The organism is Paenibacillus oleatilyticus (assembly GCF_018998565.1).
GTDB classification, from domain to species: Bacteria; Bacillota; Bacilli; order Paenibacillales; family NBRC-103111; genus Paenibacillus_G; species Paenibacillus_G oleatilyticus.
Map to the genome: position 1 here is coordinate 14,303 of NZ_JAHNZO010000053.1, position 13,541 is coordinate 27,843.

At 52.5% G+C, this 13,541-nt stretch carries 6 protein-coding genes and 1 pseudogene; 3 read left to right on the top strand and 4 right to left on the bottom strand.

All coding sequences use genetic code 11. The annotated features are described in order from the left end of the window. Window positions 1–129: 129 nt before the first annotated feature. Window positions 130–810, top strand: coding sequence for a response regulator transcription factor (locus tag KQX66_RS35655; protein ID WP_253957660.1), 681 nt, complete (start codon window positions 130–132; stop codon window positions 808–810). After that, on the top strand, window positions 807–2,408 hold the full coding sequence (locus KQX66_RS35660; protein ID WP_216798278.1) for a sensor histidine kinase: 1,602 nt from the start codon (window positions 807–809) through the stop codon (window positions 2,406–2,408). Before KQX66_RS35655 ends, KQX66_RS35660 begins: the two co-directional genes overlap by 4 nt. Here the strand turns inward: KQX66_RS35660 and KQX66_RS35665 are convergent. The 3 genes and pseudogenes from KQX66_RS35665 to KQX66_RS35670 all read right to left on the bottom strand — a co-directional run. Further along, window positions 2,303–2,803: pseudogene (locus KQX66_RS35665) on the bottom strand (hypothetical protein); the annotation flags it as partial. The gene KQX66_RS35660 and the pseudogene KQX66_RS35665 sit on opposite strands and share 106 nt — an antisense overlap. 74 nt (window positions 2,804–2,877) lie before the next feature. Further along, the gene (locus KQX66_RS37685; protein WP_253957661.1) at window positions 2,878–2,976 is read right to left on the bottom strand and encodes a YjcZ family sporulation protein; all 99 of its coding nucleotides are present in this window, start codon (window positions 2,974–2,976) and stop codon (window positions 2,878–2,880) included. Between the two features lie 390 nt (window positions 2,977–3,366). After that, a complete protein-coding gene (locus KQX66_RS35670; RefSeq protein ID WP_216798279.1) occupies window positions 3,367–3,765 on the bottom strand; it encodes a RidA family protein in 399 nt (132 codons plus the stop codon). Window positions 3,766–3,871: 106 nt separating this feature from the next. Between KQX66_RS35670 and KQX66_RS35675 the strand changes: the two genes are divergently transcribed. Next, complete coding sequence (locus KQX66_RS35675; RefSeq protein ID WP_216798280.1) at window positions 3,872–4,213, top strand: winged helix-turn-helix transcriptional regulator; 342 nt, start codon at window positions 3,872–3,874, stop codon at window positions 4,211–4,213. 400 nt (window positions 4,214–4,613) lie between these two features. Here KQX66_RS35675 and KQX66_RS35680 read toward each other — a convergent pair. Further along, window positions 4,614–13,541 (bottom strand): non-ribosomal peptide synthetase (locus KQX66_RS35680; protein ID WP_216798281.1); only part of this gene is annotated, 8,928 nt, incomplete at its 5' end.

Here is a 13,541-nt window from a genome sequence, read left to right on the forward strand (position 1 = left end):
TCCTTTCCCCATGCGTTGTTCTTCCTGCTATTGGAAGCCAGTTTATCAGCCGTTTATGATTCTAATGTGACAAGAACGGAATTTTCTGTTTTAATGGGGATGAAATCGGTTGCGGGAGGGAAGAACCGGATGCGAACTGTCATGGTGGTAGAGGATGAGCCGCTGATGCGGGAGTTGATCGCCGATTATATGAAGGGTGAAGGATACTTTGTGGTGGAAGCGAAGAACGGGGCGGAAGCCTTGGACAAATTCAAGCAAACTCCGGCGGATGCGGTCGTATTGGATGTCATGATGCCTTATTTGGACGGATTCGGCGTATGCCAGTTTCTCCGTCGAACCTCCAATGCCGTGATTGTCATCGTAACGGCGAAATCGGAGGAGCCTGACAAACTGCACGGATATCAGCTCGGTGCGGACGATTACGTAACCAAGCCGTTCAGTCCCAAAGTCCTGGTTGCCAAGGTGAGGGCGCTGCTGAAGCGTGCGGGGACCGGCGGTGAAACCGATACCGTCGTTATTCATCGGATCGAAGGCCTGGAAATCCGGGAGAACTCCTACGAACTCATGGTTGACGGCAAACAGGAAGACTTGACGGCTAAAGAATTCGAATTGCTGCTGTATTTGTACAAAAACCGGAACTTCGTACAATCCCGCGAAGCGCTGCTCAATGGAGTATGGGGCTACGAATATGACGGAGATATCCGCAATGTGGATGCCATCATCAAACGGCTGCGCCAAAAAATGGGCAGGTACGCCGGCCTCATCCAAACCGTGCGGGGCAGCGGCTATGTGTGCAGAGTCCGGTCATGAAGTGGCGGGGAATTTCGTTCAAGCTGTTTGCCGCTACAAGTCTGGTGTTCATCGGTTGTCTTACGGTCATGATGATGCTCCAGCTTGCGTTCTTCGAGCCTTATTACGTTCGCGCTAAAACGAGCGGTTTCCTTCGGGATTTCGAACAAACCCGCCAGCGGTTTTTGAAAGAAACACCTGATGGAAACACGGTTCCGGCTTATTTCGCCAAGCTGGAGGAGCAATATTATGCGGTAACCGCCATACTCACGTTTTCTAAAAAAGAATTGACGATATCCGCAGGCAGAGGCATAGACAACAGGAAAATATTACTTCACTATCGTCTGCCTATGGATCTTAATCTTGCCGCCCCGCCCATCCGGCCATCGTTTCCCGATGTGGAACTGGACAAGCTCGTATCCGGCCTGAATCAGTGGTTCCATAGTCCGGAAAATCAGGAAAAAGTGCTCAGGGAGAACGAAACGGTTACTTTCTTCACCGATGTTACGCTGCCTTCCGGGGCTAAAAGCCGTCTATTTGTGACCATTGCTCCGCTTGAGGTAAAGGATGGGACCGGAACGGTGATGGCCGCCATTTCCTCCTTGCAGCCGGTCGGCGATGCGGTCAACGCGTTCCGCGGATTTTACTCCTACTTTTATTTGCTCGCGGGAGCCGGAGCGCTGCTCCTTGTTCTTCTGTACTCAAGAATGATCACGAGGCCCCTTCTGTCCTTGAATAAAACGGCCCAGCGGATGGCAAAGCTCGATTTCAGGGAAAAAAGCGGCATTCGCCGAAGCGATGAGATCGGCAGCTTGTCAGATACGCTGAACTTCCTCTCGGAAAACTTGGACAAGGCGCTTTCCGACCTGCAAACGGCCAATGCGAAGCTTCAGGAAGATATCGAAAAGGAAAAACGACTGGAGCGGCTGCGGCGCGAATTTGTTGCAGGGGTTTCCCACGAGCTGAAGACCCCGATCAGCTTGATCGGCGGTTATGCCGAAGCGCTGCAGGACAATGTGGGCGACGGGAAGAAGCGGGACCGTTACGCCGCCGTGATTCGGGAAGAGACGTCGCGGATGGCCGGCATCGTAAACGATATGCTGGATCTGACCCAGATGGAAACGGGACAATACCGGCTTCAGCTGAACGACTTCCCGCTGGACGATACAGTGCGCCATATCGCAGGCAACCTGCAAGAACATAGGTACAGCGGCGGAAAAACCATCGAGCTGGATCTTTTGCCGGTTACGGTAAAGGCGGACCGGTTCCGCATCGAGCAGGTGCTCACGAATCTCCTGAGCAACGCGCTGAGGCATACCCGGGATGACAGCCGATTGGGAGTCAGGATGGAACAGGAGCCGAATGAAATTCGGACGGTCGTCTGGAACGAAGGCGAGCATATCCCTGAAGACGAGCTGGCTCATATTTGGGATCATTTTTACCGCGTGGAGAAGTCCAGAGAACGGGATTCCGGAGGAACGGGGATCGGTCTGGCCATAGTCCGGCAAATTGTTCAGCTGCACGGTGGACAACTGGGAGTCCGCAATACGGCGGGCGGTGTGGAATTCAGCTTTTCGCTGCCGGTAACAATCATCACGTTAGTCGATCTTCCCCCATAGAAAAAAGCCGAAGCCGCCCTCCGGCTTCTTCGGCTTTTCGCGAGCTTCGGCCGGGCCGAATAGAACTTCGCCTCCACGCCGTAGAACAGCGTCTGATCTGATGCAATGCCCGGCGTCACTTTATCGAGCGCTTCGACCATTTCGATCAGACTTTTCATCGTATTGTACGGAAGCACGAGACCCAGATCCCCTGGAACGGCCTCCTTCAGCGTCGGCTCCAGAAATCCTTCCTGAATGCGCCCGACCGTCGAGCGCCGGCCGCGAATGATTTCGCCGTACTTCTGAACGATCACGCCGCCGCCCGACAAATCGTTCGCCCTCTTGCAGATTTCCCGCGCGTACTCGTTCGGCTTGTCGAACGGCTCGGTAAACCGGTGGGAGACGAGCAGCGCAAAAAACGAATAGACGTTAACCCCAAAAAAAGAGCCGCCAGCGGCGACCCCTTCCAAGTAAAACTCAGTTACAGATGTTAGATCCCAAAACTGCGACTAACAATCACCAACAAAATAAAAAGAACTAGAATAACACCTGTCGAAGTAAAACCACCGAAACCTCCAACGGCACTCATGAGTCAACACTCCTTTAAAATAGTATTGAGTACTGTCTTATCCCTTCCAAGTACCCACAATTTTAGTGTATTCAAGAGCGGAAAGATTGTTTGGACGGATGACAGGTAACAAATGGCATGCCGTTATATAAACCCGCATTGAGATCCGCCCCCAGTGCGAGTGTATGAGATCAATCTATGGGGATCTATCCAGAAAAACATCAAATAAGCGTTGGCAGGAAAGCTATTGTTTACTTACTTCCCTTAAACATAAAAAACGCCGAACCAATCAAGGTTCGACTTTTTTTCATTTTTATTATCGGATGATGTTGCTTCGTTCGCGGCAACAAGCGCCTCCCGCTTCGTCCACAAAGGTTTTTATGTATGTTTTTATAATCCGCGGCGGCCGGGTTAGTCGACGTGTGCGACGGCGGTGGCGCGAATTTCAATCAGTTGATGAGGGAACGCCAGACCCGACACGCCGATGAGAGTGGCGGCCCGCCGATGGTCGCCCACATACTCCTTATACAAAACGATGAACTGCTCGAAATGCTCTTGCGGGTTTGTTAGAAAGACCTCCATCTCAGCAATGTTCGACCTCGTGACACCAAATCCCGCCAGCACGCGATCTAGGTTCTCCAGCGTCTGCCGGGTCTGTGCCTCGATATCGCCCTCGCCAACGAACGCGCCCTGCATATCGTGGGAAAATTGTCCTGAAATGTAGATGGTGCCGTTAGCGCTGTAACCTTGGGTGACGCCGAACGCTTCTTCCCAGGCAACACCGTGATTGTAGGTTTTGGCAATAGTCAATTTTTTTCTCTCCTTTACTTCAAAGTAAGGTTAGTATAAACTGGGCACAAATAAAAAAGTAGTACGCACTTTTTGGATAGGTACTACCCGAAAGGATAGTGTAAATATGAGTATGGCTGAATATAAAGGCAAAGTTAAACATATTCAAGATACACCTTTTGGTTATACATTGTCAGTTATTGGCGGCAAATGGAAAATGGTTATTATTTACCTCCTGGCAGAAAACCAACCGGTTCGCTTTAATGATCTGAAAAGACAGATAGGAACTATTACTTATAAAACATTGAGTTCACAACTGAAAGAATTGGAAGCAGATGGTATGGTAAAGCGGAAAGAGTATCCTCAAGTTCCCCCTAAAGTCGAGTACAGTCTCACAAATAAAGCGGAAACATTATTACCCGTTTTGGAAGAGTTATGTGAGTGGGGAGCAAAAAACCAAAATAATTAAATCCGAGATGCGTAGTTATACCAGGACTATCCTTTCGAGATCTCGCAAAAAAGAGACATTCCCCCCGCGAAGGGAAAATGTCTCCAATGGCATAACTTCTTGCATCGTTTTATTCCGATTTTTTAAAAAACACTCTTAAAGATAAATATAAAGTCGAACTTAGAAGAGTTATCCCAACGACATTCCAAATTAGTTCCATAGAAACACCGCCCCATCTCAACTCATGAATCTATAATACTACAATTGGAATTATTTGTCGAATTATATAGGTATTTTAGACCAAATCCCCTATTCGCAACATCGCAAAAAAAGCCGCTTCCCGAATCATCGGGAAGTCGGCCCTTTTCACTCCATCCATTTAGAGCTAACGTTCATTCGACAGGTGCAACGTTCTCACCAATCAACTTTCTTGCGGTACCGTTTGGGCTTGTGCATTCTGTATCTTGATTTGATCAAGAATACGTTGAATGACACTAGCCGTCGCTTCAATGTATTCAGGTCGTAACAGGTGATCATGGTCGCCCGTGAGCTTATGCTTCGTATAGTTTTGGCGGGTGGCTCCTTTCCATAACAGGGATGGATTTTCTAACCGGTGGGCCTCGGTATCCTCCGCGATTAAATCGTGAATGTTCGCCAGAACATGGCCCGTATTGATCAGTTGAGCTTCGTACGTCAAGTTTGACCGTACTTTATGTTCGACACGCTCTCGAATCGAGGAGTTTTCCGTTAGTATTTTTTCTGTTTCCATTAAAAATTTCATCGATTCTTCAATATTGCTTTCCACCATATCTGCGGATTTCGGGGTCAGCTTCACCAAGGAATCCACCATGATCAAATCCGATACGCGATACCCTCGCTTTTCCATCGCTTTGGCTACTTCAAACATCATATTTCCGCCGATACAATACCCAATAAATACATAAGGCTCCTGTTTTTGTACGCGAACGACCTCGTCCACATAACAATCGATCATATCCTCGTAGCTTGGGCTATCGTCAATGAAATCGATACTGTATACCGCGAACCGGTTTTCCAGCTTTTCCGCTAATCCCTGATAGGCTATCCCGAATCCGGGTCCCGGAGGGAAGCAAAATACGTTCATCTCTCCCTGCTGATTCAGCTTAACGAATTGATTGGCGTCTTTCTCGAACCCGGATTCCCAATTGGCATTCGCCATCGCTTCGACAGAGGTATATTCATACCCTTTATGAAGTGGGATGTCTACTCCCGTTTCATCATGGATTCGTTGAATTAACCGGATCAGACTGATGGAATTTCCGCCGAGTTCGAAGAAATTGTCCTTCACGCCAATCCTCTCAAGTCCAAGCACATCCTGCCAAATTTGGACCAGCTTCGTTTCCAGCAGTGAACGCGGTGCGACATACTCCGCTTCTCCCATGGCGCTTGCTTCAGGAGCCGGCAGCGCTTTGCGGTCGACTTTGCCATTGGGGGTTAACGGCAACTGCGGGAGCTGTACAAAGTGCGCCGGAATCATATAGCCTGGCAGCTCCTGCGACAGTGCCTGCCTAAGCTCGGCTGCCGAAAGTTCGCTTTGCGCCACGAAATAGGCACAAAGCTGCTGCTGCCCGCTTGCATCTCCACGCGCAATGACAACCGCCTCTTGAACGGCTCCGACTCTTGCCAGTTGAGCTTCCACTTCGCCAAGCTCGATTCGATAGCCGCGGATCTTCACCTGATCGTCGATCCGCCCGACATATTCGATCGTTCCATCCGGCAGCCATCTTGCCAAATCCCCTGTCCGGTACATCCGTTCCCCCGGCACGAAGGGGTTGTCCACGAACTTCTCCGCCGTCAGCTCGGGACGGTTCAAGTAGCCCCGGACCAATCCCTCGCCGGCGATGCAAAGCTCCCCGGCCACTCCGATCGGCTGAAGCTTGTTTTTGCCGTCTACGATATAGACCGTCGTGTTGCTGAGCGGCCATCCGATCGGAACGTTGACGGCATCCTCGGCCACTTCGTTCACCGTGTAATAGGTCGCATAGACCGTGCTCTCCGACGGGCCGTACGCATGAATGATTTTTCCCGGTCCGATATGCTGAAGAGCTTTCCGAACATGGCTGACCGATACACGTTCTCCTCCGAACAAAATGGCTCGCATACGGCGCAAGCAATCGACATTGACGTCAACGATAACGTTAAATAAAGCCGTTGTAATCAACGCGACCGAAATTTGCTGCCGTTCGATCAGCTCCGCCAGCTTCCCGATGTCCAGCATCGTCTCCCGCGGGATAAGGATCAGCCTCGCTCCGTTGGTTAACGCTCCGAAAATATCGAAGACCGAACCGTCGAACGAATAGCTGGACATTTGCAGCACCCGATCCTGATCGGTAATGTCGATATAATTCGTATTCCGGACGATCCGGACGACGTTGCGATGCTCGACTAAATTTCCTTTCGGCTTGCCTGTCGTTCCGGACGTATAAATAATGAACGCCAAATTCGCCGCCCCGTTGGTTGGCTCCACCTTCGAACCGTCGGGGTGATAGGACGCTTCGTCATCCAGGACGATCAACGTGCCCTGAACCGGAATGCGCTCCTGCAGGTGGCGCTGCGTCAATAACATTTGGGCTCCCGAATCCTCGATCATGTACCGGATGCGCTCCTCCGGATATTCCGGATCAATCGGCACATAGGCGCCTCCGGCTTTCATAGTCGCCAGGATACCTACAATCATTTCCAAGGAGCGCTCCGCCATAATGCCGACCGCACGTTCCTTGTCCACTCCGCCCGCCCGCAGCGTTCTCGCCAAACGGTTCGCCCGTTCGTTCAGCTCGCGGTAGGTCCACTGTCTGTCCTCAAACACAACTGCCACCGCATCCGGAATCCGTTCCGCTTGCTCTTCGAACAACTGATGAAGCGTCTTCTCCCGCGGGAATTCAGTAGGCGCAGCATTGAACCGTCCGATCAGCTCGGCCCGTTCCTCAGCCGTTGCCAGCTCCAAGTCTCCGACAGCAATTCGAGGATTCGCCACGATTTGTTCGAGCACATGAACCAAATGTCCCATTAAACGCTCTACATCGCACCTTTCAAACGTAAGGGTGTTGTAATCAAAGCGAATAACGAACTCTTCTCCCGGCATAACGACCAAGGCAAAGTCATAGTTCGTTTGTTCTTCAATGGCTACGTCCGTAATTGCAAGCGTTTCGTCCTCGCTGTCGCCAGCCTGTTCAAGCTGTTCGCCTAAAGGATAGTTCTCGAATGCCATAATATGGCTAATCAAATCTTGCTTTTGAGCGGTTTGCGCTTGAATCTCGTACAACGGGTAGTAATCGTGGCGCCCGGATTCCAGCGCCGACTCCTGCAGCCGTCTCATCGCATCGTCAAAGCTCGTCTCCGCTTCACAAACAACACGAACAGGAATGGTGTTAATGAATAACCCGATCATCTCTTCGATCCCTGGAATTTCCGCGGGCCTTCCCGAGACGACACTGCCAAATACCGCATCGCCGGTTCCGTTATACTTCTGCAAAATAACGCCCCAAGCCGCTTGCAGCAAAGTATTGACGGTCACCTGATACTGGTTGGCCACCTGGTTGATCCGTTTGCTCAAGCTTTTGCCCAAGTTGCGAAGGACGTTGTCCCCGGCGTACCGATCGCTGCGCTGTTGAACTTTCCCTAGAGGGAGCGTCGTTTGACCTTCATAGCCTGCCAAATACTCGGACCAATAGCGGGACGCCGCCTCCTTGTCCTGCTTCTCCAGCCATTCGATGAATTGGCTGTATAACGGAGCGTCCGGCCGTTCAGGCTGCTCATTGCGCATGTAAGCACCATACGTATCAAACAGTTCTTTGGCAATTAAAGGCAAGCACCAGCCGTCCATCAGGATATGGTGGAACGTCCAGAGCACATGATACCGTTCTTCCTTCGTCCGAATCACCTTGACCCGCATCAGGGCGTCCTGTTCCAGATCAAAGCCCCGGGTTTTGTCATCGTCTACAAGCTTGTCGATGCACGTGCTCCACTCGTGTTCCTGAAGATGGCTCAGCTCTTCGTAGGTAAACTCGATCTGCTTGTCGCGATATACGATTTGCAGCAGATCCCCGCTCCAGCCGTTGTAAAAGTTAGTGCGCAGTACCATGTGGCGCGCGGCCAAGTCGTTCCAGCTTCGGACGAACAGCTCGATATTCAAATCTCCTTGCAGGACAAACAGCGCCTGTTCAATATACGCGCCGCCATGCCGGTTCAGGGTATTGTGGAACCACATCCCTTTCTGCATCGGCGTAAGCGTGTAAATGTTCTCGATCTCCCCGATGTGCCGCGTGCGTTCCTCAATCTGCTCCAGTTCGGCTATACTTAACCCCTTGAATTGAACATCGCTCGGGGTTAATTCTGCCCTCGCCTTCGCTGTGCAATGCTCAACGATTTCCCGCAGACTGTCCTGCAGCCATGCGGCCAGCTTCCCGATCGTCTCTCTGCGGTATTCCTTCCGGCTGTAGCTCAGTTCAAGCGACAATACGCCATCCGAAATCATGCCGTTGATGTCCAGCACGAAATTTCGCGCTTGTCGGTCGCTGACTGGTTTTCCGCCCGTGTGCGCCGATATCCCTACGCCACTATTTTGCAATTCCTGGTCGAATTGCCCCAAATAGTTAAAGCTGATCTCCGGTTCCGCACCCCGGAAGACCTCGTCCGTATGTTCGGACATATAGCGGCAGACACCGTAGCCGATTCCCTTATTAGGGATTTGACGCAGGCTTTCTTTGACTTTCTTAATCTGATACGACAAGACTTTACCCGGCTCCAGCTCAAGCACGACCGGATACTTGCTCGTAAACCATCCCACGGTGCGCGTGATATCGATATCCGTCATAATGGATTCGCGCCCATGGCCTTCCAGATTCACCAGCACACGGTCGTGACCGCACCATCTTTGCAAGGCCAGTCCCAGCGCCGTTAACAGAATATCGTTTATTTCGGTGTTGTACGCCCGGTGAACTCCCTTCAGCAATTGCTCGGTTTCTCTGCGGCTCCACTGCACCGTAACGAAATCGCTATCGCACTGCAATGATTTTGCCGTTGGCATATCCTTAGGCAGCGGCGATACTGCGGTTTGCGTGATACGCTGCCAATACGCCCGCTCGTTCTCGATAACCGTGCTTCGTCCGTAGGCTGCAATCTGTTCGGACCAAGTCCGGAAGGCATCGGTTTTCGCCGGAAGGCGAATCGCTTCTCCTTTTACAGCTTGCTCGTAACCGAGCGCGAAATCTTCAAGAATGATCCGCCACGATACGCCGTCTACCACGCCATGATGGATGACGATCAGCAAATGATCGCCGTCCGCGCAATGGAACAATCCGGCTTTTACCAATGGCCCTGCTTCAAGATCGATGCCGCTCTGAATTTCGTTGGATTTCGCTTCAATCGCTTGAACGGCCCCCTCGATTCCTCTGAAATCGGCTACTTCCAGGCTGTACGGCTCGCCTTCTTCGATAGCCCGGTTCCATGCGGCATATCCGTTGTCGGACCTGCGGAATACGATACGCAGCGCGTCGTGGTGCTCCGTGATCTTCTGCAGCACCTTCCGGATGGCCGCCTCGTCGAATCCTTCCTTCTGGTACAGCATGACGGATTGGTTGAAGTGATGCGGATCGTCCAATGGCTGCTCGAAGAACCAGCGCTGGATCGGAGTCAGCACCGCTTCTCCCGTTACCTCGCCCTGATCGGCTGTCCGGCCAACCTGCTGTATATGCAAGCTTAACTGAGCGATGGACGGATATTTGAACAAATCCCGAATTTCCAGCTTGTACCCGGCCTGATGCAAACGGGACGAAACCTGAATCGCCTTGATGGAATCGCCGCCAAGCTCGAAGAAGTGGTCCGTCACTCCGATGCGCTCTTCCCCTAGCACCGCTTGCCATACGGCGGCCAACGCCTTTTCCTTATCGGTCTGAGGAGCGATATATTCTGTCCTCGTATGCATGCCGCTTTCCGGAGCGGGCAAGGCTTTGCGGTCGATCTTCCCGTTCGGTGTCAGCGGCATCCGCTCCAATGGCACGAAATGCGACGGGATCATATACCCCGGAAGCTCCTGCGATAACGCCACTCTCAGCTCGCCGGCCGTCAACTCTTGATCCGCCACATAGTAGGCGCACAGCTGCTTCTGCCGGTTTGCGTCATCAAGTGCCAGAACAATCGCTTCTTGAACGGACTCGACCTTCAAAAGCTGCCCTTCAATCTCGCCAAGCTCAATCCGGTAACCCCGGATCTTCACCTGATGATCAATGCGGCCCAAGTATTCGATATTCCCATCCGGCAGCCATCTGGCCAAGTCACCCGTCCGATACATCCGCTCACCCGGTACGAACGGATTGTCTACGAATTTCTCTGCGGTTAGCTCCGGACGGTTCAAATACCCTCTTGCCAATCCTGCGCCTGCAATGCACAATTCCCCTGCCACGCCGACAGGCAGCAGTTGATTGCCCGGATCTACAATATAGATACGGTGATTCTGAATCGGTCGGCCGATCGAAACCGATGCGCTGCTATCGTTTTCGGAAGCAGTCCAGATGGATGTGCAAATCGAATCCTCGGTCGGACCGTACGCGTTGAAATACTTCACTTTGTCTTTCCATTGCTGAATAAGCTCCATGGAGGCCGCAGAGCCTGCCGTGACCAATCTTCTCAAGCTCGGGATATGATCCGGATTCAAGTAGGTCGCATACGTCGGCGGCAAAGTAGCCGTTGTAATGCCATGATCGCTTACAAAGCTCTCAAACAAACGATGATCCTGAATCGTTTCGGCCGATGGGATATAGAGCGCTGCCCCCAAAAATAAAGCTTGGAAAATTTCCCAGCACGAAGCGTCAAACGACAAGCTGGCAAATTGCACGATTCGATCTTCATTCGTTATTTGCAAAGTATCCGCGAAAAGCAGCTTCAGGCTGCACAGCCCGCGATGCTCTACCATGACCCCTTTAGGCTTGCCTGTTGTCCCCGACGTATAAATGACATACGCCACATGATCCGGACCGGTAACGGACGCCAGATTGGAACCTTCCCCGCTGTACGCCTCTTCGTCATCCAGGACGATTACCTTCCCGGCAAACGGAACTTGTTCCTTCAGACGGCGCTGCGTCAATAACAACTGGGCCCCTGAGTCTTCCAGCATATAACGAATGCGCTCTTCCGGATATTCCGGATCGATCGGCACGTACGCGCCACCGGCTTTCAGCACGGCGAATAGGCCGACGACCATTTCAATGGAACGCCTTAGCATGAGTCCGACAGGCTGTTCGGCCTGCACACCCTCTGCTCTCAACGTTCGCGCCAAACGATTCGCCCGGTCGTTGAGTTCCCGATACGTGAGCTGCCGGCCTTCAAATACAACAGCCACATGATCCGGAGTCCGCTCCACCTGTTCCTCAAACAACCCATGGATCGTTTGCTTCGATGCATACTCCGCTTCCGTACCATTGAATACGCGATGAAGCATCTCCATCTCCCCGGACGACAGCATGTTTAGCGAGGCCAGCGGAGCTTCCGGGGCAGTTGTAATCTCGACGAGCAGTTGCTCGAAGTGCTTCGCCATGCGCTCGATCGTTTCCCGTCGGTACAAAGCGGTCGCGTATTCAAGTCTGCATTCCAAGCCATCGCTGCTTTCGGACACATCCAGCGTCAGGTCGAATCGGGCGATCTCATTTTGATACGGATACGGGGTCAGATGAAGCCCTTCCATCTGAATTTCCTCATTTTCCGTATGCTGCAAAACAAACATCGCGTCGAAAATCGGATTTCGGCTTAAATCCCGGTTGACCTGCAGTTTTTCCACCAGTTCTTCGAACGGGTAGCTCTGATGCTCATAGGCTCCCAGCATCGTTTCCTTCACTTCCTGCAAATACGACCGGAACGTCTTCTCCCGATTTGGATAGCTGCGGATGGCAAGCGTATTGACAAACATCCCGATCAGCGGCTGCAAGTCTCCGTGAGTTCTTCCCGCAATCGGCGTACCAACAATGATGTCCTCCTGGCTTGTATATTTTTGCAGCAGGATCGTGTACGCGGCCAACAGCACCATGTACAGCGTCGCTTCGCTTTCCGCCGCGATCCGCTTCAACTCCTCGCCAAGCTGCCCATTCAAGCGGAATGGAAGCGTGCTTCCGTCGAACTTCCGCACCGCAGGGCGGACATAATCCGTCGGCATTTCCAGCACCGGCAGCTCCTCTTGGAACACATCCAGCCAGTACGCTTCCTGATGCTTCAACTGCTCCTGCTGCGCTTCGGACTGCTGCCATACCGCATAATCCTTATACTGGATGCGCAGAGGCTCCAGCTCCTCTCCGCCATACAGACGGACAAACTCTTCGACCAAGACGTCCATCGATACGCCATCGGAGATGATATGATGCATGTCAAAGATCAAGATATTGCGCTCTTCCGCCAGCCCGATCAGGCCTATCCGCAGCAGCGGCGGCTTCGCCAGATCAAAGGCGCGGACGAAGTTCCGGACGACTTCCGCCGCTTCTTCCTCGCCGGCTTGCACATAATCCACCGCAAAATCCACTTCCCGGTAAACCCGCTGTACAGGCTCGCCATTCGCCATCTCAAATCCGGTACGCAGCGTTTCATGACGCGCTATCAGCCTCCGGAACGCTTCTTCAAACCGGCTGCGGTCCAGCGCCCCTTCCAGCAGCATCGCTCCCGGCATGTTGTAGCTTAGCTCCGCACCTTCCAATTGATGCAGAATGAACAGCCGCTTCTGCGCGGAAGACACCGGGTAGTGCTCCTGCTCCGCGATTATCGGAATGGATACGTACAGACGCTCTTCCATCCGTTCAATCGCTTGGGCCATCTCTTCAATCGTCATATAGCGGAAGACGTCCCGCAGCGGGAAATCGACATTCATCTCCTTGTGCAGTTTGTTGACCAGCGTCGTTGCGCGCAGGGAATGCCCGCCCAGCTCGAAGAAGTTGTCTTTCACGCCAACCGTCGACACTCCAAGAACCTCTTTCCAGATCCGGACCAGCCGTGCCTCCAGCAATGTCCGCGGCGCGACATACTGCGCCCCCGTTTGCACGCTTCCTTCCGGAGCCGGCAGGGCCTTCCGGTCGATCTTCCCGTTAGCCGACAATGGCAGCTTCTCCAACTGCACAAAGTACGTCGGGATCATGTAGCCCGGCAGCTCCTGAGACAACGCTTCTCTCCATTCGCTCACCGTCAGCTTCCGGTCCGCCGCGAAGTACGCGCAAAGCTCCTTTTTCCCGCTCTCGTCCTCCCGCGCTACCACGACCGTCTCCCGAACCCCTGCTACTTTAAGGATCTGCGTCTCAATCTCGCCGATTTCGATCCGGTACCCGCGAATCTTCACTTG